Annotated in this window: 21 protein-coding genes and 1 pseudogene; 13 read left to right on the top strand and 9 right to left on the bottom strand. The window is 41.5% G+C overall.

Translation table 11 applies throughout. The features are described from left to right. Positions 1-235: 235 nt before the first annotated feature. A complete protein-coding gene (locus GJB62_RS07730; RefSeq protein WP_114082364.1) occupies positions 236-787 on the bottom strand; it encodes a hypothetical protein in 552 nt (183 codons plus the stop codon). A 498-nt stretch (positions 788-1,285) separates the two neighbouring features. Between GJB62_RS07730 and GJB62_RS07725 the strand changes: the two genes are divergently transcribed. Then, positions 1,286-2,194: a DUF4351 domain-containing protein gene (locus GJB62_RS07725; protein WP_114082365.1), complete on the top strand. Its 909-nt coding sequence runs from the start codon at positions 1,286-1,288 to the stop codon at positions 2,192-2,194. A gap of 192 nt (positions 2,195-2,386) precedes the next feature. Here the strand turns inward: GJB62_RS07725 and GJB62_RS37980 are convergent. Beyond that, a pseudogene (locus GJB62_RS37980) lies at positions 2,387-2,449 on the bottom strand (hypothetical protein); the annotation flags it as partial. A 170-nt stretch (positions 2,450-2,619) separates the two neighbouring features. Between GJB62_RS37980 and GJB62_RS07720 the strand changes: the two are divergent. Beyond that, complete coding sequence (locus GJB62_RS07720) at positions 2,620-2,778, top strand: hypothetical protein (protein ID WP_159402474.1); 159 nt, start codon at positions 2,620-2,622, stop codon at positions 2,776-2,778. On the opposite strand, the gene GJB62_RS07715 is transcribed toward GJB62_RS07720, so the two are convergent. The 5 genes from GJB62_RS07715 to GJB62_RS07690 form a co-directional block, all read right to left on the bottom strand. Beyond that, positions 2,771-4,003 (bottom strand): aspartate aminotransferase, encoded by a 1,233-nt coding sequence (locus GJB62_RS07715; protein ID WP_114082366.1) that lies wholly within the window; start codon positions 4,001-4,003, stop codon positions 2,771-2,773. The two genes, GJB62_RS07720 and GJB62_RS07715, sit on opposite strands and share 8 nt — an antisense overlap. After that, a complete protein-coding gene (locus GJB62_RS07710; RefSeq protein ID WP_012411383.1) occupies positions 4,000-5,190 on the bottom strand; it encodes an iron-containing alcohol dehydrogenase family protein in 1,191 nt (396 codons plus the stop codon). The genes GJB62_RS07715 and GJB62_RS07710 overlap by 4 nt, the downstream gene beginning before the upstream one ends. Before the next feature lie 684 nt (positions 5,191-5,874). After that, entirely contained in the window at positions 5,875-6,396 is a 522-nt protein-coding gene (locus GJB62_RS07705; protein ID WP_114082367.1) for a Ycf51 family protein, read from the bottom strand. 1,049 nt (positions 6,397-7,445) lie between these two features. Further along, a complete protein-coding gene (locus GJB62_RS07695; RefSeq protein ID WP_114082368.1) occupies positions 7,446-8,774 on the bottom strand; it encodes an O-antigen ligase family protein in 1,329 nt (442 codons plus the stop codon). Next, the gene (locus GJB62_RS07690; RefSeq protein ID WP_114082369.1) at positions 8,756-9,598 is read right to left on the bottom strand and encodes a hypothetical protein; all 843 of its coding nucleotides are present in this window, start codon (positions 9,596-9,598) and stop codon (positions 8,756-8,758) included. Before GJB62_RS07690 ends, GJB62_RS07695 begins: the two co-directional genes overlap by 19 nt. A gap of 138 nt (positions 9,599-9,736) precedes the next feature. Between GJB62_RS07690 and GJB62_RS07685 the strand changes: the two genes are divergently transcribed. The 9 genes from GJB62_RS07685 to GJB62_RS07645 all read left to right on the top strand — a co-directional run bounded on the left by GJB62_RS07685 (position 9,737) and on the right by GJB62_RS07645 (position 19,147). After that, the gene (locus GJB62_RS07685; protein WP_114082447.1) at positions 9,737-10,801 is read left to right on the top strand and encodes an NAD(P)/FAD-dependent oxidoreductase; all 1,065 of its coding nucleotides are present in this window, start codon (positions 9,737-9,739) and stop codon (positions 10,799-10,801) included. 519 nt (positions 10,802-11,320) lie between these two features. Next, positions 11,321-11,698, top strand: coding sequence for a hypothetical protein (locus GJB62_RS07680; protein ID WP_114082370.1), 378 nt, complete (start codon positions 11,321-11,323; stop codon positions 11,696-11,698). A gap of 134 nt (positions 11,699-11,832) precedes the next feature. Next, positions 11,833-12,657, top strand: coding sequence for an SIMPL domain-containing protein (locus GJB62_RS07675; RefSeq protein WP_114082371.1), 825 nt, complete (start codon positions 11,833-11,835; stop codon positions 12,655-12,657). 671 nt (positions 12,658-13,328) lie between these two features. Next, positions 13,329-13,445: a VOC family protein gene (locus GJB62_RS07670; RefSeq protein WP_179072588.1), complete on the top strand. Its 117-nt coding sequence runs from the start codon at positions 13,329-13,331 to the stop codon at positions 13,443-13,445. A 324-nt stretch (positions 13,446-13,769) separates the two neighbouring features. Beyond that, entirely contained in the window at positions 13,770-14,408 is a 639-nt protein-coding gene (locus GJB62_RS07665; RefSeq protein ID WP_114082372.1) for a glutathione S-transferase, read from the top strand. Between the two features lie 487 nt (positions 14,409-14,895). Next, positions 14,896-15,765 (top strand): inositol monophosphatase family protein, encoded by an 870-nt coding sequence (locus GJB62_RS07660; protein ID WP_114082373.1) that lies wholly within the window; start codon positions 14,896-14,898, stop codon positions 15,763-15,765. A gap of 44 nt (positions 15,766-15,809) precedes the next feature. Then, the gene (locus GJB62_RS07655) at positions 15,810-16,787 is read left to right on the top strand and encodes a 2-dehydropantoate 2-reductase (protein ID WP_114082374.1); all 978 of its coding nucleotides are present in this window, start codon (positions 15,810-15,812) and stop codon (positions 16,785-16,787) included. Positions 16,788-16,938: 151 nt separating this feature from the next. Next, positions 16,939-18,420 carry an ABC transporter permease subunit gene (locus GJB62_RS07650; protein ID WP_114082375.1) on the top strand — a complete coding sequence of 494 codons (1,482 nt, stop codon included), beginning with the start codon at positions 16,939-16,941 and terminating at the stop codon, positions 18,418-18,420. Beyond that, positions 18,413-19,147, top strand: a complete 735-nt coding sequence (locus tag GJB62_RS07645) for an amino acid ABC transporter ATP-binding protein (protein ID WP_114082376.1) — start codon at positions 18,413-18,415, stop codon at positions 19,145-19,147. The genes GJB62_RS07650 and GJB62_RS07645 overlap by 8 nt, the downstream gene beginning before the upstream one ends. On the opposite strand, the gene GJB62_RS07640 is transcribed toward GJB62_RS07645, so the two are convergent. Then, positions 19,144-19,632 carry an NUDIX domain-containing protein gene (locus GJB62_RS07640; protein WP_114082377.1) on the bottom strand — a complete coding sequence of 163 codons (489 nt, stop codon included), beginning with the start codon at positions 19,630-19,632 and terminating at the stop codon, positions 19,144-19,146. The genes GJB62_RS07645 and GJB62_RS07640 overlap by 4 nt on opposite strands. 331 nt (positions 19,633-19,963) lie before the next feature. Between GJB62_RS07640 and GJB62_RS07635 the strand changes: the two genes are divergently transcribed. Together GJB62_RS07635 and GJB62_RS07630 are read left to right on the top strand one after the other, a co-directional pair. Continuing rightward, complete coding sequence (locus GJB62_RS07635; protein ID WP_114082378.1) at positions 19,964-20,500, top strand: isochorismatase family cysteine hydrolase; 537 nt, start codon at positions 19,964-19,966, stop codon at positions 20,498-20,500. Between the two features lie 335 nt (positions 20,501-20,835). After that, a complete protein-coding gene (locus tag GJB62_RS07630; RefSeq protein WP_114082379.1) occupies positions 20,836-21,414 on the top strand; it encodes an NAD(P)H-dependent oxidoreductase in 579 nt (192 codons plus the stop codon). Between the two features lie 38 nt (positions 21,415-21,452). Here GJB62_RS07630 and GJB62_RS07625 read toward each other — a convergent pair whose 3' ends face one another. Further along, on the bottom strand, positions 21,453-22,418 hold the full coding sequence (locus GJB62_RS07625) for an acetamidase/formamidase family protein (protein WP_181852850.1): 966 nt from the start codon (positions 22,416-22,418) through the stop codon (positions 21,453-21,455). Positions 22,419-22,512: the final 94 nt, after the last annotated feature.

Raw genomic sequence — 22,512 nt, 5'->3', positions numbered from 1 at the left:
TTTTAATTATTGAAGGAGGCAGGAGGCAGGAGGCAGAAGGCAGAAGGTTTTACCTCAGTTGAGGATTCAAACCCCTCCTGAAAAAGAGCCACCAAATTTTCAATTTGGAGGGGGTATTAAACCCTTGCCCCCTATGATCGCGGCAAGAGGCAGATAGCGAAGCGGTAGCGAGTCATCGAGCGTCGGGCAGTTTTCCTCCTGCCTCCTGCCCTCTGCCTCCTGCCTTCCTTGATAACTAATTTTGAGAATTTGCTTCAATTTTGCTTAACCAAATTACTAGGTCATCTGCATGAATTTCTATCTCACTTCCTAAAGTTTTTACATACAGCAGTCCCTTACTAATGGTTAAATCTAGGATTGGATACCATGAATCTCTTGTCTGGATTAAAAGACCCGATGGAATTCCTAGTTGTAAAGTATTCTTACGATATTTCCACCAAGCTCGCCATAAAAGGACAGATTTAGTACATTGCAAGCTATAATTTTTAGGAATTTGGCAGTATTGATAGTGATAGAAACCACGACTATCTATGTTTCCTTTAAGGAGATAATTATATTCTGGCAAAGCCTGATTCAGTAATTCCCAATGGGATGAATTAGACAAAATCAAGAATTCCGTTTGTGTGGGATTTAGTTGGGCAGTGGCAATTATGCCTTCAGCCTTTGTTGCCAGACGGTTAGTATTATAAATTGTTTGTGCTGTTAAGGAACGATTTGCCAATAAAATATCTTTTTTCTGAATAGAGTTGCATACGAACTCTCTAACTAAATCTAAATCAGACAACATAAAATTGTTTATACTAAATCAACTAGTGTTGTAACTTCTAGAACACTCTGTATTTAGTAATTACACTGCTTATGTCTGTTAATCAGGATAATTTTCAACTTACAGCTATTTTCAGGTAAATAGACCACACAGTAGGGGCGCAAGACCATACCCGAATTTCTCACGTATTGTGTGGTTCGGGTGGGGAGTGTGGGAGGTGTGGGAGGTGTGGGAGGCAATGCAGCGTTCATTGATGTGCAGTTATTCAATTCCTCCTCTTTCTCCCCACACTCCCCACACTCCCCACACCCCCCACACTCACGCTCATTTCTCACTTGTGAGAAATCCAGGCATAGACCACGCGGTAGGGGTGCAAGGCCTTGCGCCCTTACCCAAATGCAGGGATGGGATGTTTTTTTACCGGAAGTCCCTAAACCTTTGCATTCATTAAAATATTATTCCTGGATATGAAAAAATACTAATTACTGCAAAATTAACAATGCTGACATTCATAATCTCATGACTCGACAACCCCATGACCAATTTGCCAAGGAATATCTAGAGGAGTTGTTAACCTCTTTAGGTAAAGTAGAAACCAGCAAAGATGTTAAAAGCGAAGTTCGTGAGATAGATGTTTGGTTTGTCCCCAATACGTCCTCATCTAATACATCAGAATTAGGTTTATTGGCGAAAATGGCTGCTACTAGTTGTCTATTTGAACCGTTCCGTAATGCTCCCAGTGAAGTAGAAATTAGGAGTTGTTTATTAAAGTTATATACGGTTCATGGAGATTTATTACGACAAGCAAAACGAGAAAAACGGTCTTTGTCAGAGGGAGAATTGCCATGTTTATGGATCTTAACTCCTTCTTGTTCTTCTAGGATGCTGAACGGATTTGAGGCGAAAATTCAAGAGTCAGAGAATTGGGTTGAGGGGGTTTATTTTCTGCCAGAATTGTTGAAAGGAGCGATCGTAGCCATTAATCAGTTACCTGTTGTTGAAGATACTCTTTGGTTAAGGGTGTTAGGGAAGGGAAGGACGCAAAAACAGGCGGTAGAAGAGTTGGTTCAACTGTCAGAAGGAAGTTCTAAATGGGATCAACTGCTAGAGATTTTAGCTTCTTGGCGCAAAAATATAGAGGTGAAAGATAATGTAAATGATGAGGATAGGGAGTTGATTATGAACTTATCACCAGCTTATCTTAAGCAACGAGAAGAATGGCGACAAGAAGGGTTGCAAGAGGGAAGACAAGAAGGAGAGGTGACATTGCTACTTCGCTTACTCAGGCGACGCTTTGGGGAAATTGCTCCTGATTTAGAGCAGAGAATTACCAGTTTATCGATTCCCCAGTTGGAGACGTTGGTGGATGCCCAGTTAGATTTCTCTAATTTAGATGATTTAGTAACCTGGTTGTCAGCGCAAAGTTAATTTCAATAGGTAAGTGATCATGATAGGGAGTTGATATGAACACGATCATGTTTTGAATCATTTTGAAGCGGTTTCTCAGCAGTTGTCCAAAATGTAGATCCCCCAACTCTCCTTAAAAAGGGGGTTTCATTCCCCTATTTTGTAAGCAGGGCTATGGAGGATCTAATACTTCTATCCCCCTCCATTACCAAATCACACTATTGTAAAATTACTGAGTTCAATAGTTCCAGTGAATCCTGTCACCTCAATGATGGCATCAGTAGCCTGATTAAACCATGCTGTTGCATTATAGCAACAAAGGTACGGCTACCAAAGGTGAATTGAGCAGCAATTCCATCGCCTTTCGGCTTTGGAACAGCAGGTAATGTACTGGCTACAAATAAATCAAGAATTGACTACTATTTAGTTATTTACACACCAAAATTGTGCCTACTGTATCTAAAGCAAAACTGTTTGATGCTGTAGAAAGCTTGATTAGGCGTTCTTTAATTGAGACAGAGGTTGGTGGCTATACCCAGTCACCTATTGTAATGGAATATGTGAGAGAGGTATTTACGGAGGAAATTCTTCCTTTAATCAACTAACGAGATCGGCGATCGCTCCTGATGTAGAAACTACGCTTTCAGGTTGATAGCGGATGCCGGCTTGTTTGAAGCGATGTAAAGCTTCACCCAAGCGATCGCAGTCGGCAATCAAACTGATCCTGACATAACCTTCGCCCGCAACCCCAAAAGCATTACCTGGAGTCAGAACAACGCCAGTTTGTTGCAACACGTTCAAGGCAAAATCTGTGGAACCCATACCAACGGGACACTTCACCCAAAGATACATAGTCGCCTTGGTTCTGGGGATATCCCAACCCAACTCTCCTAACCCATCAATGAGGAAATCACGGCGGGTACGGTAGCGTTGTTGTACTTCGTGCAAATAGACATCTGGCAATTGCAAGGCGGTTTCGGCTGCTTTTTGCAAGGCGGAAAAAATACCGTAATCTAAGTTAGTTTTTAGTGTCCGCAAACCTTGAATTACATGGCGGTTCCCCACCACAAAACCAACGCGCCAACCAGCCATATTATAGGTTTTAGATAAGGTGTGGAATTCTACACCAATATCTTTCGCGCCGGGAATTTCTAGCAAGCTAGTGGGTTGATAACCATCAAAAGCTAACTCGGCGTAACATAAATCATGCACCAGCAAAATTTCATATTTGCGGGCAAAGGCGACGATTTCTTCAAAGAATTCGCGGGGGGCTGTGGCAGCAGTGGGATTGCTGGGATAGTTAAAATAGAGAATTTTAGCTTGTCTGGCAACCTCATCAGGAATGGCAGCTAAATCGATTAACCAGTCATTCTCTGGTTTAAGAATCAAACTGTGGATTTTGCCGCCTGCGATCGCCGGGCCGCGAAAATGGGCGGGATAAGCTGGGGAAGGAACCAGAACTAAATCACCAGGGTTAACGTAGGCGATCGCTAAATGGGTTAATCCTTCTTTAGAACCCAGCAGTGGCAAGGCTTCACTATCGGGATCGAGAACCACACCATAACGGCGATGATACCAATTAGTGATCGCCCGACGAAAACTAGCAGTCCCTTCAAAGGGCGGATAACCGTGATTGGCGGGATCTTTCAAGGCTGCGATCGCCGCTTCTACAACTGGTGCTGGTGTTGCACCGTCGGGGTTTCCCATACCCAAATCAATTAAATCTAACCCTTGTTCCCGTGCTTTCGCTTTTAGTTCATCTAAACGGGCAAATACATAAGGTGGTAGTTTTTGTATGCGTTCTGCTGGGACAATCCAATTTAAACTCATTCTTCAACCTCGTCACTGATTCCCTTGGGCGAAACTCGATTCATGTCTTTACTATCTATAGGTGCAGTGGTGGAAACCATTGCTGCCATCAACTGTTCTGGCGCGACTTTAAATGGTAGTCGATGGATGTCAGAATTAGGAACTAGAGCAATTTCGGCGGCTGTTTGTAACTCACCTAATGTAATATTGCCCAATCCCAAATCACTTAATTTTTGGGGTAGCCCAATTTCTGTGTAGAACTTTAACAACTGTTGTCGTGCTGATGCTGCTAGTTGATTGCCTTGTAGCATTTCTTCTAAACGCAGTTGCACTAAAATTCCAAAAGCGACTTTTTCGCCATGAATACTGCCATGTCCTGAAATATGAGTTAAACCATTATGCACGGCATGGGCAGCAACTGTGCGACACTGCGCCCCTCCAAGTCCTCCAACTACCCCAGCTAATAAAACACTTGCGTCTACGACTTCTCGCCAAACTTCACTACCTGGTTCCTTCAAGGCGGCGGCTGACTTTTGCAAGAGGATATCTCGCAAAACTCTTGCTTGTTGCACCGCAGCAATAATTAAAGTGTCTTGTAAATGCCCACTGCTAACAGAGGCTTCATACCACTTAGCGATCGCATCACCAATTCCAGCTACTAAAGTTCGTTGTGGTGCAGTTTGAATCAAGTCATAATCGAGTATCAGTAAATCGGGACAACGAGACAGTCCTACATCGTAGAGAAACGCCCCATTTTCCGAATAAACATTCGACAAGGCACTCCAAGCTGCACAGGTAGCCCCTGATGTCGGAATTGTCACCACTGGTAACTGTAACTGCTGCGCGAGTAATTTTGCTGTATCTAAGGCTTTGCCGCCACCAACACCAATAATCACATCAGCTTTATGTTCTTTTGCCTTCTTCTGTAAAGATTTCAGGCTAGCTTCGCAGCAATCTGCACCATAAGAAGCTTGAACAGGATGTAACTGTTGCGTTTCTAAAACTGGTTGCAAATTCTTTCGGCTGATGGCGAGAGTCGATTCACCTGCCACAATTAAGGGACGACTTCCCAAACAGGCAATCTCTGCTGCGGCTGCTTGCAACACCCCAGAACCACGGATGACTTTTGCCGGGGCAACTGTGAGCGTAAATAATGAACTAGAGGTTTGAGTAGACAAAGAAGGTTGAGTAGAAAGTTGATTAGACATATAATCTAGTTTGCCAAAAACTTGATATTTCTTAATCTAATAGACTTGCAACAAAAGATACTTGTTGCCAGATGGCTAAAAACTTACATCTGACTCAACTAGGTTTTAACCGATCTAATCGCTAACTGGTTAAGCCATTTAACGACGTTGCTTGAATCTGTTGTGTCCATTAGCCTGAAATTCCGAACTATCAAAGTTTTGAATAACCGTATGATTAACTAACATTACCACTCTCAGATTCTCAAGAAAAGTGATTGAGAACTGAATCGTCTGTCGATGGTCATTTCAGCTATGGATAGATGCGTTAGGGTTTACAGATCGATGTCCGCTCCCACACCGTTTCCTTTGGCTGCAAAAAATTGTAAAAATGTCAATAGTGGCAATTACAATAACAACTGACAAATCACAACTGTTAGTATCCATTACCCGCACGCTGATCGAGCTTTTTCCACAGTAGAATCACGAAAGTGTGAATATCTTAATCTAATAATAACTATTAATGTATCGGTAAATACAAAAGAAATTATGTCATTCTGATAACAAGCATTGGATTGGGGATTGGGAATTGGGAAGAGGACTTGGGGACAAGGGGACAAGAGGTGAGAACTTGAAACAAGTCTTTCCCCTTATCCCCAATTCTCCTTGTCCCCCCTGCCCCCTGCCTCTTTCCCATTCCCCATTCCCTTAAGCGTTAGATTTTGGCAATTGGGCGAATTTGTCTGTGTAAATTTCCACTGTGACTGGTGAATTTTGATGAGAAACTAGCGATCGCTTGGCCTCACCCAAGTAAACTGGTACAGAAACCCCTGTTTCTGGGTGAATAATAACGCGGGCGCGAACTGTCAACTTGTCGTCTTCCCGTGTACCTGAACGACCATAAGAAAATAGATTACTAGCTGCTTGACGTAAAGTTGCTTCTAATTGCGTAGGTGTAATTTTGGGCGATGTAGTAATAACCGCTTGTGTTGAGCCATTGTCATAAACTAGAGTGTACTTCGTCGCTCCTGGAATCACAGCCCGACTCAAGGGGACTATCGACAGTGCAAATAAACCACCTGTCAGCACCAGCATAAAGCCAGTCGTACCCACCAGCCGAAAGCGGATGCCCCATTTGAGAATAAAAGCCAAAACTGTTAAGGCAGCGAATACCAATGTAGCTATACCCGACCATTGGGTGTACTGAAGAAAGTTAGCTGTTGTGAGCATAGGGTAGGTTATGGATGCGTCTTTTTTTTCGTTACTGACATATCCATTTTACTGAGAGCTTACACCATAAGGGTTATCGTATGTCTTTAATGCTAATCAGAATATTGGGTGGTTAGATGCGTACTTCTAGGTCGAAGCAAGCTACGGGGAGCATCTTCAAGATTTGCGGCTTGTCGCCAGACATCGTAGTTTTAATAAAGTTTAAACTTGCGTTTAGCCTAAGTTTAGTGGTGAAATGGAGCCAACCTCAGAACAATTGAAACAGTTATATAGAGTCTTGACTTGGCTAACGCGAATGTATCTCCCGATTTACCTAGTTACCTTAGATGAGCGAACAGATAACATCGTAAAGTCATCCAAGAAAAACGTCGCCAAGGCTTAGAGCCATAGCGAAAATTCACATCATTCCTAAGTTATTCAGAACAGTATTGCCTCATCAAAAATATGGGTCTGAAACCCCGTGCTTCACGCAATGCTTTAAAGTAACTCGTCAAGGAGTAATGAGTAATGAGTGGATGAAAAATGGGTATTTACTCATTACTTATTACTTATTACTCATTACTCCTTCTTAAGAGTGCCTACCCTTCTCCTGACGGAGACGCTGCGCGAACGGGAACGCCAAGGGCGAACACGCCGGGGAGTATGTCAACAGAGACAATATGGGAATTTATAGATGTTTGAACTTAGTTTGAACACTATCAATAATTCCTAGCCAATCAGCATCTCTATTCCACTTTAATTTCAGTAACCATGTCTGACATTCCTTGATTAAAGCTAAAATCTTTTCAGATATTTCGTCAAATTGAATATTTGTTTATTTGTGCTTAACTGAAGAAAAATAATAAATATACAAAAGGGCATCTACAAGAGATGCCCGTCATGCAAGAAAACCCCAAAGGGTTGTCCTTACACCTTCCCAACAATCAGCAACATCGAGTGTGACTAATTAAGTGTTAGTCACACTCACATAGTAATCTTATTAACTAAAAACTCGAAGTGTCCCCAGTGCATACACTGAAAAATAACTAATAGCAATTATCCACGTCTAACTAATTTGGATGAGATTCAAGTCTGTATTGTTGCTTATAACGATGTACTACTCCAGAAATGGCAGCCAAAATTAACCATGAAATTACATTCAAACGAAAATCGAAGAGGGTTACATCTACTGTATTCAATAAAACCCAACCAATAAAGGCCAGAAGATAACTGAAAAATATCAATCTATCTTCTGTATTTATATATTTAGACTTTCGTAATAATTGCACGCCTGTAATCAAAATCCAAGCAAGTAAGCCACAAAATAAAAAAGTACTAGGAAAACCAGTTTCAGCAGATAACATCAAAAACAAGTTATGGGGATGACCCAAGGGAATCTGCGTTTGCGCTTTGTAGAGTCCACTAAAACTGCGTAATCCCCAACCAGTCCAAGGATGTTCTTTGGCTAAAGACCAGGCAAACTCCCATTGAGTTTTTCGCATTAAAGCGACTGGTCTATCTGGATACATATCGTCATTTAACCTTGCCCAAAAGAAGGCAGGAACTACCCGGCGAAAAATTTGAGCGATTGGGGAGGGAGCAAAAGCTGCCAAAAGCACACTAGAAACGATCGCAGCGACACCACCCACAAGAATGCGCCAGCCTTGGTAAAGTGCATAAGCTAAACAGGCAAAAATAGCGATCGCCCAGCCATTGCGTGAGTTAGTGAAAATCAAGGTAATGAAATTTGTAATCACCGCAATGGTTAAGAAGATAAAGGGAAGCGAATTCTTCCTACTACCCAATTCTCGATATAATCGCCATTGTTCTAGCCACAACCCTAAGCTAAGGATGAAAACTATTGTTAGATAAGCGGCAAAGGTGTTAGCGTGCAAGAAAAGTGAGGCTATGCGACCTGGCGGATTTCCTCCTGGTGTGATCGTCCAATTCAACACAACCCATAAAATCTCTAATTTCAAACTCCAGCCTAAAAATAACTGTCCCAAACCAAGAATTATCACTGGCATGGAACCGATCGCTAAAACCCAAGACATTTGGCGCAATTGGACAAATGTTTGAATTAGAGCGCTATGGGCAACAAAAAGTAAAAAGAATGGTAATAAATTAAATAAGCCAAGGAAAGCTGCTGTTTTGTCATCGGCAAATCCAGCACTTACGATTAGCAACAGACTCAAAAGGGCAAATCCCCAGTTGAGGGGGCGACGATTAATTTTGTGGGATTGTTTCAGCCAAGTTATTAATGAGACAAAACCAATAGTCACAGCCCCCAACAATGGACTCAATGGGAAGATTAACAATGCCCATAGAGAGTAGTTCCAAGAAGATTGCCAGCGAGACTTGAAATAATAAGAAACCTTGTTCAAGCTGGCTCCCAACATTCCTCACGAGTGAGGCGAATTTGAGCTAAAGCGAAAATAGTCGGAATGATCCGACCATAGTTAGTGGCGATCGCTCTCCACCCTAAATCTGCAAAAAACCAAGTCCACATCATTGGCCCAATCACGGCAAACATCGTGCGGGCTGCCCCATAACGAGCTGCACTCACTGTCATACCCCGTTGCGCCATTTGCATAGCTACATAGCTTTGAAATTGCGTTGCAGCTGCTTCTGTGCCTGTAATCGCCGCTTGTTTAGCTACTTCATAAGTAGCAAAGTGGATGGCAAATTGACGAGCAATTTGCTTAAGTACCATTGGCTGGAGAAGTGAAGTAACCGCGATCGCACCACCGCCTTTGAAAAGCAAACCCAAGGGGTCAGGCTGTAATAAAAGTGGTAGTGGTTCTTTTAGTTCTGATTGCACAAGGTGACGCTGCACTCTGAGAGTCAATTTTTGCTTTTCCTGTTCAGGTAATTTTTTCCATACCTGTCCTAGGAGATGCAAAAATACTTCTGCTTCTAAATCAATAGTTGGCAGCTGATGAGAATAGGGAATTTTTAGATACTTACATACTTGAACTAAGGCTTGTCGGTAAGTTACCTGGCCTGTACGTCCGCGTAATACTGTCATCCCATCTGCCGCCAAAAAGCGAAAGCGTCCCTCTAGTGAATCTAACCAAGCTTTGCGGTCCTGGCTTTGCACTTCGATGGGTTCGGGTGTGTGTACATAGTCTAGGGGATTGAACTTACGACTAAATAAAATTGCCGTTAAATCTTGCAATTCTTCTTCGGTCGCTAACTCTAGCGCCGCCCTCATTTCATCCAATTTCCCTTCCTCCCTTCCGTGCAGCTTTCTGTACCTTATTCTACTATTAGCTTTCAGCAGTCATTAGTAGTAATTTTGTCCTTTGATAATAACCTAATGACCAATAACTAATAATTAATGACTAAGGATTATGGACTTATGACTGATATTGCAGTGATTGGTGCCGGAATGGCCGGTTTAGTCTGCGCCCAGCAATTAAGTCAAGCTGGATATTCGGTGCTAGTAGTGGACAAGTCCCGTGGTTTGGGTGGAAGATTGGCTACACGCCGCTTGCATGGAACTTGCGCCGATCATGGGGCTTGTTACCTGAAGCCAAAGGGTGAATTATTTAGACGTTTTGTAGAGATATTGCGATCGCGCCATATCCTCGAAGTTTGGACAGAGGAAGTTTACGAACTCACAGCAGGCGCTCCTTTATCTGAACCGAAAAACCGTAGTCCGCGATATGTTGCACCTAGTGGAATGAGTGCGATCGCTAAATCCCTCGCTCCAGGTTTAGAAATATTACTGAATCAACGTGTCATTGCTATTACCCCAACTCCCGAAAAGAGTTGGCGGATCACTCTTGAATCTAGCAACGAAGAATTAACTGCAAAAGCTATAGTCGTCGCTATTCCTGCACCCCAAGCGGTGATGCTGTTGGAATCTTTGGGTGAAGGTGTATTAGATACAGCCTTTCTTGATAGCTTGCGTTCTGTAGAATTTTATCCTTCCATTAGTGCGATCGCTGGATATCCTTCTACATCTCAACCACTCCCTCAGTGGAAAGCTCTAACTTTTGTAGATGATGCTGATTTAGCATGGATTGGTTTGGACAGTAGCAAGCGTCCTAACCCTCAACAACCACATTTTGTAGTCCAAAGTAGCGCTGATTTTGCCCAACGCCATCTAGAATCCCAGGATTTAGAACCTGTTGGAAAGCTAATATTGCAACGAGCAGCCGAATCTCTTGCCCTTCCCTGGCTGAATACTCCTGAATGGATGCAGGTACATCGTTGGCGTTATGCCTTTCCTAGCCGTCCTTGGCACGAAGCTTTTTTGTCTGCCGAAACTCCCTTACCTTTAGTTTGCTGTGGTGATTGGTGTGGCGGCAATCTTGCAGAAGGTGCGATGCTTTCTGGATTAGCGGCGGCAGATGAAATTAATCATCAGCTGCGTCATCTACCTTTAGACAATGTGAACTTTTTCAACGTTTTTGTCTGATCATTTCATCAGTCGCTAGACTGATTTTGCGCTCTCGTGAGTCGCTATTTGTCTGACTTACTAAAGCAATGTGCAACAAATAAGTTTTTTAGATGAAACAGTAAATCTCACAGTAAAAATAAAATGTGATATAAATTACCAACAAAGCTTAACTTCATTAAAAACTTGTTCCTAATTCAAGATTTTTATTGCCGTTAATTTTGATCCCCTAGCCTTGATGCTGCGTTTTATGTAGATTTCTGCCTTTTTGGCAGAAATTTGAAATAATTAGGATTATAAATATAAAATGTCGCTAACCTACCAGCATATTGGATTGCTATTTTAATAAGTCATGCTGTAAATCAGTATAAACTTTAACTAAAATAAGCAAAGCCAAATGTCTGATATTAAGCCAAGATAAAAGGCTAGTTACAGGGGTTATTGCATCTATCAGTTGAATTACTTTTAACTGATTTTCATCTAAAAAATTTGTTTTCTCCACCAATCATTGACTGGAATTAAAAAAGGAGTTTAAAAATCATGAAAACGGTAGTTAATTTAACACAGCAAACAGTAGTAGGAGAGATTGAAAGCGTTTTGGATACATATCCATACCATCCATATCAAAAAGCCTTTGCGATTCCTGACTTACGCCAAGAGCTAATTGCTTTCGTCCTCACCCGTCTTCCCTCTTTTGACGGCGCTATCTCTGAGGGACATATTTCCCTAGCGGAGGCTGAACAAGGAAGCTTGGCCTATTACAAATTGCCTCGTAAACCCTTAGAGCAGCAACTCCACCTACAGAATTTGATTCACCAAGGCATTTGTTTAATCGTTCAAGAAAAGTCAGATTGGATTAACGATCATGTTTGTGAAACAGTTCAGCCAGCTTGTGAAGCCTCTCACTGGTTTGGTTAATAGTTCGCAGTGAATTTTTAATTTTTGAGCTAATCTAACGGTGTTTAGTCGTGAGGTTAGCTCAATATTTTTGTAAGTATCCTGCTTTTGAGGTGTAAACTTTGACAATTAGGTTCAAAGGACATTCCCAGGACATGAGAAAAATAACTGCTCTAATGTTGGTAAGTATTACCGTGACTGTCGGCGTGGGAGTATTAACGCCCAAAGTTACTAATGCCCAATTATTTTATCCACCAGCAAGCGATCGCCATTCATTAATGGTAATCGGTCAAGGAGTAGTGAAAGTGCCAGCAGATACAGCCGATATTGAACTGGTATTCAGTAGCGAAAGTAGCAATGGTGAGTCAGAAACGCAACCATCATCTCTACCGCAAACCCGCCGCATTTCCTCACCAACTCTATTCTTAAATTACAAAACAGTAGCAGAATCTTCACCAAGCAAAAAATCACTAACTAAAGCAACTCTCCAGCCTGTAGTTAATAGCCTAGTTGCCAAAGGAATTAATGTTGATAAAATTCAAGTACAAATTAACCCAAATTCCAGCGAAAATAACGCCAAAATATTGGTGAGGTTGGAAAAACCAACACGCGATCGCGTCCAGGAAATTGTTGCTACAGCGAACAAAGCGACAAGCCAACTTGAAAATATTTCCGTCAAGAGTGTGGGCGTTGAGTACGCAGTAAATGACTGTCAGGCTTTGCAGAGTTCAGTTTATCAATCAGCGATGAAAGATGCTCAAAGTCGCGCTCAGGCTTTAGCAACTGCTATGAGTGTTAAACTTGATGTTCCTTCTGTAGCCGAACCATTTTACACATTATTTTATCCCTCATGTAGTTCTAAAACTGGAGTTCCTTTACCATCATTTGCTAGTTTTTTATTATCACCGACTTATAATCCAGATGCCCCAGCAGAAGTTGAGATGAAAAAGGATATTTTTGTGACATATACAACTAAATAAGCATTTATATTTAAGTGTGTCGCACTTTAATTTAATCAAAATGATAAGTGCGATCGCTTAACTATTTTCTTCTGAGCCGAATCAATAACTCCAATAATGAAAAAACTCCAGAAATGTTTGTGACAAATCTGGAGTCAGGAAAGATACGCATTTACCTATACCAAATTTTCACCGTGAGAGTATCCTACGTCATCAGGGTATACACTCAAATACAGTAAAGAATGTCTGAGGATTAACTGCTTTGTTTACACAAATTTTCTGTTTGAATAGGACTTACGCACAAGTTACGGAATAAGGAACCGCAGAGGCGCAGAGAAATGCGAGTTTGAAAGATGAGATTTTGCGTAACTCTTATTGAAGTAACGCAAAACAGCCCCAGTAAATCTGAGGCTGCTTTGCGAGAGTTGTTTGCTAGGAGGGGGGTACATCAACAAAGTGATGCCCTATGTTAAATATAAATAATTCAGTATGCATCCCTATTCAGCTGTCTTTTGGCTGATCAGGATGATTTGAAAAATTGCGTAGGCGCAGCCTGTCGTAGACATCGCTTTTTCAAAAAGAAACTCCAGATGCACTTAAGGCATTCTGGAGTAGTAACAGGTTTCTAACATCAATCAATTTTTACATCTGCGATCGCCAGATGTCCTTGGGGTATATACTCAAATGTATTTATGTCTACTCATCCGCAAATAGAACAGCAAATTACCTTCTTTTACACCCATAATCTCAATGCCTCTACACAATTCTACGAGCAAATGCTGGGCTTGGAGCTATTAGTCTGTCAATAAATAATTGAGTGATACACGGACAGGGTAATCTATAGATACCCCAATACTTGTCGGTTAAGGGAAAAGGGGAAGGGGAAAAGGGGAAGAGGAAAGGGGAAAGAAAAAACCTTTAACCTTTACCCTTTAACCTTTTCCCCAAACCCAATGTCGAGTTAAAAATGGTTAACCGAGCAGTATTAATAGATACCCTTCCAAATCCAGAAATAAGTGCTTGATTTAGCACTACCCAAAACAAACCATTAGATAGATGAATAATTAGTCAGCTGATGGTAGTTTCAGATGATGAAAAGTCAGTAATAACTCCATTGTAAAAAAGTAGCTATTATGATCGTTGTCCATCATCTTAACAACTCGCGATCGCAGCGCGTACTATGGCTGCTTGAAGAATTAGGGATCGATTATGAAATTAAGTTCTACGAACGCGACCAGAAGACGATGCTGGCACCGGCATCCCTGCGTGAAGTCCATCCCCTCGGCAAGTCACCAGTAATCACAGATGCAGAAAATACTGTTGCTGAGTCAGGCGCTATCATTGAATACATCGTCGAACGCTACGGTAATGGTCAGCTAATCCCGCCACCTGGTACACCAGAACGTCTGCGCTACACTTATTGGCTGCATTATGCCGAAGGCTCTGCAATGCCACCTCTGGTAATGAATCTCGTCTTTAACCGTTTTGGTGTAGGAGACAGCGTAAACGAAGGATTTATCGCACCCCAGATTAAGCTTCACTTTGACTATATAGAAGGTGAACTTCGTAAAAATACATGGTTTGTAGGCGAAGAATTCACCGCCGCCGATATCCAAATGAGCTTTCCTTTGGAAATAGTCGCTATGGAAGCCGAACTCATCTCAAGCCGACCGAAAATTCAGCAATTTATCGAGCGCATCCATGCGCGGCCTGCTTACAAACGCGCTCTTGAACGTGGGGGCAAATACGACTTTGCCAATAGCATTCAATAATTCTTGTACCTATTTCAGATAATTAGAAACTGGTTAATGTTGCATTTAGAACATCATCAATCGCATCTTCTTCTAACTCAGTAGAAGTTGCCAGGAGCTTTTGGAGCTATTTTCAGAAGTTAGTTGAAGAAGGCAGGAGGCAGAGGGCAGAAGGCAGAAGGCAGTCCCAATTCTAATACAGTTCAGTTAAGCATCTCTTTCTTCTCTCTGCGTTCTCTGCGCCTTGGCGGTTCGTTAAAAAAACGACTTTGGTAACAGAGTTTTAGCCTTAACTTAACCGTATTGCCCCCAATTCCACAAATCACAGCTTTTACATTTATAGGCATTAACTAGCAGTTTCTGTAATCAGTGCCGTAGTTCCTTGAACGTCCGGTAGATTGGTAAAGATTATGGTATCATTGCACCACAATGATACCGTAATTTTGTCTAGATATAGAATTCTATCGCTCTGCCAACGGTAGATTATTTCTGAAAGGAGTTTGCTGCAATGTCCACAACACCAACTACTCGACTAATTTTGGAGACTTTACTCCCCCATCTGAAAGTAGCAGCAGCTTATGCCCATTTTCTTCAACCAAAAATTGCTGCACTTCCCGCCAAAGGAGAAGGAAACAACTTTTTTAGTGCTGCACTTACTGATGCGGATGTGGCTATTCAAAATCTAGTAGAAGTAGTATTACTGGGCACTTTTCCAGATATTCGCTTTTATGGAGAAGAGTATGCAAGTTCTAACAACACCAAGTATTTTCGTGCTACCGAACTCGGTTCAGAAGGTGATTACTTAGTCACACTCGACCCAATCGATGGTACAAAGTTTTACATGGATGGACATTCTAATTACCAAATTATTCTCAGTATTCTAAATTCAGATGACTTTGAAGCCGTAATCGCCATTTCTCCTGCCCAAAACATTTATTTTTATGCCCTTCGAGGTGAAGGTGCTTTTAAAGGGACTCTGGAGATGAGCCTAGAAGCCTGTGCCCCATTACATATAACATCTGCCAAACCTGCTATTTTGTTAGGATGGGCAATGAATTCTATTGGACATTTACTAAAAGATCAATATCAAGTAATCGATATAGCGACTGATTACTCTAGTGATATTCAAATTCCTAATCTTAATGGTATTCTCAGTGGTGACTTGAGTGGAGCAGTGATCAAAGCGGGTAAATTTATTGATGTTGCTGCACTCGCTTTTATTGCGAGAGAGGCTGGTTGGATTGTAACGACTCTGGACGGTTCGACTTTACCGCCATTGCATACTTGTCAAAACTATAGTCTGCCTGGATTGATAATAGCTGCCTCAAAATCTGTTCATCAAGATTTACTGAAAGCGATGCAAAGCCTAGCTGTTTGAGGGTAAATAAGTAGTTAATTATTTGCTAACTATCCCTAAACAAAATGAAAATCTGTATTGTTGGCGCAGGTGCAATTGGTGGATATTTAGGGGCAAAACTGGCACTGGCAGGTGAAGCAGTGACGCTAATTGCACGTGGTTCCCATTTAGAGGCAATTCAAAAAAATGGGTTGAAGTTGCTCATGGCAGACGGTTCTAGCCAAATTGCCACTCCGTTGGCAACTAGCAATATTCAGGAAGCGGGGCCACAGGATGTAGTAATTTTAACTGTGAAGGCTCACAGTGTGCCTGCGATCGCACCCTTTCTGCCTGCACTCTACAATCCTCACACAATGGTGGTGACAGCCCAAAATGGCGTTCCTTGGTGGTACTTTCGTCAATATGGCGGTGAGTATGAAGGTACGCGGATTCAATCTGTCGATCCAGATGGGATTATTGAAGCTAGTATCGGTGCTGAACGCGCCATTGGTTGTGTGGTTTACCCGGCAACTGAGATAATTGAACCAGGTGTAATTAAACATATTGAAGGCGATCGCTTTACTCTCGGTGAAATCGATGGTAGTAAAACAGAACGCATCCAATTATTGGCACAGACTTTAAAACAGGCAGGATTCAAAGCACCAATCCGCAATCAAATTCGCACGGAAATTTGGATCAAGTTATGGGGTAATGTGGCGTTTAATCCCATCAGTGCCCTGACTGGTGCGACTCTAGAGGATATTTGCCGCTATCCCCTCACCCGTGAACTAGCGCGACAAATGATGACTGAAACTCAAGCGATCGCAGAAAATTTGGGTATAAAGTTTGGCATCACTTTAGAACAGCGAATTAATGGGGCAGAAAATGTTGGTGCCCATAAAACCTCAATGCTACAAGATATTGAAGCCGGACGCGCTACGGAGATAGATGCGATCGTTGGCGCGGTGGCAGAATTGGGAAAACTCACTCAAATTCCTACACCTTATATTGATGCTATTTATGCCAGTGTCAAATTATTGGAGGCGACCAAAATAAGAATTTGACAATCGCTAATTACAACATTTCATTATAATAAATTCTCTGCGTACCTCTGCGCTTCCCTCCGCGCCCCTCTGCGTTTAAATTTCACCCCTCAATTCCCCACGATTTTACGCGTTTAAGGTGCAGAATTTCAATTATATAATTATCAAGCTTATGAAGAAAAAGAAACTATGGTTATCAACGATATTACTTATAGCATTAGTAATCAGCATCATCGGACATAGTAATTCTCTAAAAGCTGCTTCACCTTTAGGGAAAGACACGCTGACGATGATTACTTCTCCAGATTATCCTCCTTATGACTTTTATGATACTAAAGGAGGCGATCGCCAAATCGTTGGCTTTGATATAGATATTGCCAAAACCCTTGCTGAAAAACTTGGGTTTAAACTTCAAATAATGGAATCCGATTTTAATGGATTAATCCCTGCACTCCAAGCGAATCGAGCTGATTTTGTCATGGCTGGGATGACTCCGACTCCAGAACGTCAAAAAAATATTGATTTTTCAATTATTTATTACGAAGCCAAAGATACAATTGTCGCTCCTAAAGGTAGCAACCTGAAGCAACCCCAAGACTTATCAGGAAAAAAACTTGGGGTACAACTAGGAACCATACAAGAACAAAATGCTCAGAAAATTGCTAAAAAAGTCGCGGGTATTCAGCTAAAGCAACTCAACAAAGTGCCGGAAGTAGTTCAAGAAATCAAATCTAGGCGAATTGATGCCGCAATTGTTGAGGATACCGTCGCGAAAGGATTCGCCCAAGCTAACCCAGATTTAGAATTTAATACAATTCCCTCAGAGGAAGCAAGTGGATCTGCGATCGCTTTTCCCAAAGGTTCTTCTTTTGTAGAACCTTTTAACAAAGTCCTTCAAGAAATGAAGGATGATGGCACATTGAATAAACTTGTCGCCAAATGGTTTTCAGAGAACACCACCAATCCTGTATCCTCAACTCCTGCCAAAGGCGGATTAAATCTCGACTTCACCAGAATTCTTCCAGATATTCCCTTTATTCTGCGGGGAATCCCTTTAACTTTGTTGTTCACCCTATTATCTGTAACCTTGGGGTTAATCTGGGGAACAATTCTGTCTCTGTTAAAAATTCTCGGCATCAAGCCGCTTACCTGGGTTGCTAATGCCTACACCTCTGTTTTTCGAGGTACACCTTTGCTATTACAGTTGGCGTTGGTTTACTACGCAACACCTCAGCTTACAGGCTATGATATTTCCGCATTGGAGGCTGGGGTGTTAACTTTTACCCTGAATTCTGGCGCTTATATGTCAGAAACCATCAGAGGTGGGATTCAGGCGGTGGATAAAGGGCAAAGTGAAGCGGCGATGTCTATGGGTGTTCCCTATTGGTTGATGATGTGGGATGTGATTTTGCCCCAAGCATTGAAGAACATTCTCCCCGCATTGGTAAATGAAACTATCGGATTGCTCAAAGATTCCGCGCTGGTGTCAACGATTGGGGTGGTAGAAATATTACGCAGCGCCCAAATCGTTGGTGCAAACAAATATATTTATTTTGAACCACTGCTATTTGCAGGGTTAATCTACTATGTTTTGGTAATGGGTATGACCTTGGGTGCATCCGCTTTAGAAAGGAGGTTACGGGAAAGTGAGTAATGTAGTAATTCGCACGGAATTCTTATGTAAATCCTTTGGCAAACTCGATGTACTCAAAGATATTTCCACTGAGTTTTACCAGGGGGAAGTGGTTGCTATATTAGGCCCTTCTGGTTCAGGTAAGTCTACCTTTCTGCGATGCATAAACTTGCTAGAACAACCCACTAGAGGAAGAATCTACTTTCATGATCAAGAAATTACCAATCCCAAGGCAAACATCGCTAAAGTACGTCAGCATTTGGTAATGGTATTTCAGCATTTTAATTTGTTTCCCCACATGAATGTGCTGCAAAATGTCACCTACGCACCCATAAAGGTGAAAGGAATAAACAAGCAAAAAGCAGAAGAACATGGCTTAGAATTGCTTGCTAAGGTAGGTTTAGAAGAAAAAGTGTCTGTGTACCCGTCCAAACTATCGGGGGGACAGAAACAGCGAGTTGCGATCGCGCGGGCATTAGCAATGGAACCAGAGATGATTTTATTTGATGAACCCACCTCTGCATTAGATCCCGAAATGGTCAAAGATGTGTTGGAAGTGATGAAAGCTTTAGCGCTATCTGGGATGACAATGGCGATCGTTACTCATGAAATGGGGTTTGCGAGGGAAGTTGCCAATCGGATTATGTTCCTCGATCAGGGGATTTTAGCAGAAGATACTACTCCTAACGAGTTTTTCCAAAATCCTCAGTGCGATCGCGCGAAACAGTTCTTGGAAAAAATGCTTTAGAACATCAAGAATTTGCCGCTTTTTTGGTATTCTTGAAACTTTTCCAAAACAGTGCGATCGTTTGGCATTAGCGTAGGTAAGTCTGCCAAATCGAAAAATTCCAGTGCTAGCGATTCTCCATCTAGGCAAGCGAGACTGCCTTCCCATTCAACAGATCGCAAAATCAAATTGAAGGTTTGGACGCGATCGCCGTTGGGATAAGTTACAGTTTCAAAGGCTGGATTGGAAGAAAACCCCACAGCTTCAAAACGCTTAACCGTTAAACCAGTTTCTTCAAAAACCTCTCGTGCTGAACATTCTTCGGCAGATTCACCTACTTCTGGATAGCCACCAGGTAGCCCCCAAAGTTTAAAATCACTTCGTTTTTGCAACAGAATGCGTCCCAAGTTATCCTCGATAATCACGTATACGCTAAATAACAGAAGTAAGCGATGGCCTACAACTTTTCGTAACTTGCCAAGATAAGAGTCAGACCAATTCGCCATAACGAGAAAGTTTGTAAAGAAACTCTAAAGGTAGCAAATAGCATCTAAATTTACTTCAGCGTTTGCACATCAGGATAGTTAAGAATCTTCGCATCCGAAGTTAGCAAAGGACATTTGCTATTATTAGCATACTGGGTATTAACCTGGCTCTAATATCATTTGACTTTAAGGTTAATACAAATAGGTAGCAGGGAGAAAGAATTAGAGACAAATCATTTGTATCAAGCATTTCGTGAAATGGTATAACTAGTGAGGGAGGAATTGAAGAGCAAGCTGCCAAAATTCAAAAAAATGTCTTCAGAACCAACCAATGAAGTACAGTAGTTAATATATGAATTTCTGTCTCTTTATCATTGATATTCAAAATGGATTTATCACTCCAAATACAAGCCATATTCCACAAAGAGTTAAATCTTTATTAGAGCAAAACATCTTTGAACACGTCATTTTCACAAGATTTATAAATACCCCTAATAGCCCTTATATCAAATATCTAAATTGGCAGAATCTCACATCACCATTTGAGCAAAAAATTGTTAATACAATTGAACCATTTGCTCAAGTAGTTTTTGATAAAACTATATATACTGCTTGTAATACAGAGACACTCAATTTTATAAATAAAAATAATATTCAAAAAGTATTTATTTGTGGTTTAGACACTGATTCTTGTGTTTTAAAAACTGCCATTGATTTTTTTGAGAACAATATCAATCCTTATATTTTAAAATATTACTCAGCATCAACAGGCGGTGATAAAATCCACCAAGCAGGTCTTTTAGTATTAAGCCAGATGATTGGGGTAAATAATATTGTAACTGAACCTTTAGACAGGCAAAATTTAAATAAATATTTACAGTTAGTATAAGAATTTTCTCTAATTTCTGAACATAATTTCAGATAAAACTTCTGACAAAACAGGCTGTTTATTGCTGTTAGGTTTTAGCTTTCAGAATAATAACTTTCACAGCTTCCCTGGTATGAAAGGGTAAACCCCGCAGAGTAATAGCCACATCTTAAGTTAAAACGACTTCTATCTTGTGAATTGTTCATATTCCGACTTTAGAGGCAGGATTTTTAGCATTCACTATCATTAATGTAATTATGTAACTTAAAGAAAATCTTAAGGTAGCAAATAGCGATCGCCTGAAAACAGGATAATGCAGCTGAACAGGTTTAATCCTTCCCATTCAATCTAGAACTATGGCATCTACACCTAAAATCCTCGCCTTTGCCGGCAGCACCCGGATTGATTCTTACAACAAAAAATTGGTAAAAATCGCGGCATCTGGCGCTCAGGCAGCAGGCGCAGAAGTGACTTATCTAGACCTCCGCGATTTACCTTTACCTCTGTTTGATGAAGACTTGGAAGCTCAAGAAGGACTACCTGCCAACGCCCGCACTTTTAAAGATTTGATGATTTCTCATCAAGGATTCCTGATTGCTTCGCCGGAATATAACAGTTCACTCACAGCAGTTTTGAAGAACGCCATTGATTGGGCATCTCGTCCAGCCCCAAATGAAGCACCATTGGCTGCTTTTGCAGGTAAGGTTGCTGCCATTATGAGTGCTTCCCCAGGCGCTCTCGGTGGTCTGCGCGGGTTGGTTCACCTGCGGTCTATCTTGGGAAATATCAAAGTTTTGGTACTTCCCGACCAAATAGCAGTATCCAAAGCTTATGAAGCCTTTAATGGTGATGGCACGCTAAAAGATCCGAAACAGCAAGAATCTATTGAGCAGTTAGGCGCTGGCTTAACAAAGTTATTGCTGAAGCTAAACTAAATTCTTCAGGTGTTCAGTAAATAGCGAACACCTATCAATTATAAATTAATATTCTTGGAAAAAATTGATTTTGGTAGCATTCCATGTACACCTTTTTGGGGACTGTTCACAACTTGAGTAATGTGAAAATTTACAGCTAAACTACACAATACATAAGCATCTTCTGGCGACAAATTTGCAAAGCGTTCCAGAAAATCAATCATATTCTTTAAAGCCAGTTCTAAAGCTTCATCTAATGTTTGAGCAAACCCCATTGTAATTATATGAGTTGGAGTTTCGGCAATTGGTGTTGTTAGCTGTAAATCCTTGCGAAGTTTGAGGGTAATTCTACCATTCATGGAAGTTTCAATGGCGGTGACATTTACTTCGCCATCTCCCTGTGCAGAATGCCCATCACCAATAGAAAATAATGCACCTGGTACGAAAATCGGCAAAAATAAACGAGAACCAGCTTGTAATTCCCGGTTGTCGATATTACCACCGTAAGAACCTGGTGGGACAGAAGTTCGAGAGGTTTCTGGGGTAGCGACACCAAGAATTCCAAAAAACGGTTTGAGGGGAATTTTTATGCCAGTACCCGCCGGAAATTCCGCGATATTGTTGACTAAATCTAGAGGAATGAATCTCAACGCAGGTTGAGGAAACTGATGTGGTAAAGCTCCCCAACCTGGACGAATGGCATTGAAGCCAACGGGTACACTAGGTGCGATCGCATCTAATTGTACTTCTAAAACATCCCCTGGTTCGGCATCACGCACATAAATCGGCCCTGTGAGTAAATGCGGCCCCCCAGCAATCTTGCGTTCTGGTAAAAGATTTTGGCAGATGTCGAGAAATTCTGGTGTGACAAATTCAGGTGGTGCTTTGTCGTAAACGTAGTAACCAGTATAAGTTTCCACATCAACCGTATCACCAGAATCAATAGTGAGTGCTGGTTCTAGCAGATGGGAGAAACCACCCAGATGTACAGTTTCCTTGGTAGCTTTTAAAATGTAATGAATCATCGCTATTCTTGCAATATGTCTAAATTACCAAGAGCCGCTTACTACAAACCTTTAGTTATTTACTTACGCTCACTTACTTGTACTAAATAATTCT

This window comes from Nostoc sp. ATCC 53789 (assembly GCF_009873495.1).
In the GTDB taxonomy this organism is placed as follows: Bacteria; Cyanobacteriota; Cyanobacteriia; order Cyanobacteriales; family Nostocaceae; genus Nostoc; species Nostoc muscorum_A.
Note: the sequence above shows the minus strand (reverse complement) of the source record. Positions and strands in the feature narration are given on the sequence as shown.

What these genes read in the sequence shown, in the direction of transcription:
- GJB62_RS07725 (WP_114082365.1), top strand. Translation starts at nt 1,286, where the DNA reads ATGACTCGACAACCCCATGACCAATTTGCCAAGGAATATCTAGAGGAG.
- GJB62_RS07730 (WP_114082364.1), bottom strand. Translation starts at nt 787, where the DNA reads ATGTTGTCTGATTTAGATTTAGTTAGAGAGTTCGTATGCAACTCTATT.
- GJB62_RS07680 (WP_114082370.1), top strand. Translation starts at nt 11,321, where the DNA reads ATGAAAACGGTAGTTAATTTAACACAGCAAACAGTAGTAGGAGAGATT.
- GJB62_RS07625 (WP_181852850.1), bottom strand. Translation starts at nt 22,418, where the DNA reads ATGATTCATTACATTTTAAAAGCTACCAAGGAAACTGTACATCTGGGT.
- GJB62_RS07675 (WP_114082371.1), top strand. Translation starts at nt 11,833, where the DNA reads ATGAGAAAAATAACTGCTCTAATGTTGGTAAGTATTACCGTGACTGTC.
- GJB62_RS07710 (WP_012411383.1), bottom strand. Translation starts at nt 5,190, where the DNA reads ATGTCTAATCAACTTTCTACTCAACCTTCTTTGTCTACTCAAACCTCT.
- GJB62_RS07630 (WP_114082379.1), top strand. Translation starts at nt 20,836, where the DNA reads ATGGCATCTACACCTAAAATCCTCGCCTTTGCCGGCAGCACCCGGATT.
- GJB62_RS07715 (WP_114082366.1), bottom strand. Translation starts at nt 4,003, where the DNA reads ATGAGTTTAAATTGGATTGTCCCAGCAGAACGCATACAAAAACTACCA.
- GJB62_RS07635 (WP_114082378.1), top strand. Translation starts at nt 19,964, where the DNA reads ATGAATTTCTGTCTCTTTATCATTGATATTCAAAATGGATTTATCACT.
- GJB62_RS07670 (WP_179072588.1), top strand. Translation starts at nt 13,329, where the DNA reads ATGTCTACTCATCCGCAAATAGAACAGCAAATTACCTTCTTTTACACC.
- GJB62_RS07655 (WP_114082374.1), top strand. Translation starts at nt 15,810, where the DNA reads ATGAAAATCTGTATTGTTGGCGCAGGTGCAATTGGTGGATATTTAGGG.
- GJB62_RS07705 (WP_114082367.1), bottom strand. Translation starts at nt 6,396, where the DNA reads ATGCTCACAACAGCTAACTTTCTTCAGTACACCCAATGGTCGGGTATA.
- GJB62_RS07660 (WP_114082373.1), top strand. Translation starts at nt 14,896, where the DNA reads ATGTCCACAACACCAACTACTCGACTAATTTTGGAGACTTTACTCCCC.
- GJB62_RS07695 (WP_114082368.1), bottom strand. Translation starts at nt 8,774, where the DNA reads ATGTTGGGAGCCAGCTTGAACAAGGTTTCTTATTATTTCAAGTCTCGC.
- GJB62_RS07665 (WP_114082372.1), top strand. Translation starts at nt 13,770, where the DNA reads ATGATCGTTGTCCATCATCTTAACAACTCGCGATCGCAGCGCGTACTA.
- GJB62_RS07685 (WP_114082447.1), top strand. Translation starts at nt 9,737, where the DNA reads ATGACTGATATTGCAGTGATTGGTGCCGGAATGGCCGGTTTAGTCTGC.
- GJB62_RS07650 (WP_114082375.1), top strand. Translation starts at nt 16,939, where the DNA reads ATGAAGAAAAAGAAACTATGGTTATCAACGATATTACTTATAGCATTA.
- GJB62_RS07640 (WP_114082377.1), bottom strand. Translation starts at nt 19,632, where the DNA reads ATGGCGAATTGGTCTGACTCTTATCTTGGCAAGTTACGAAAAGTTGTA.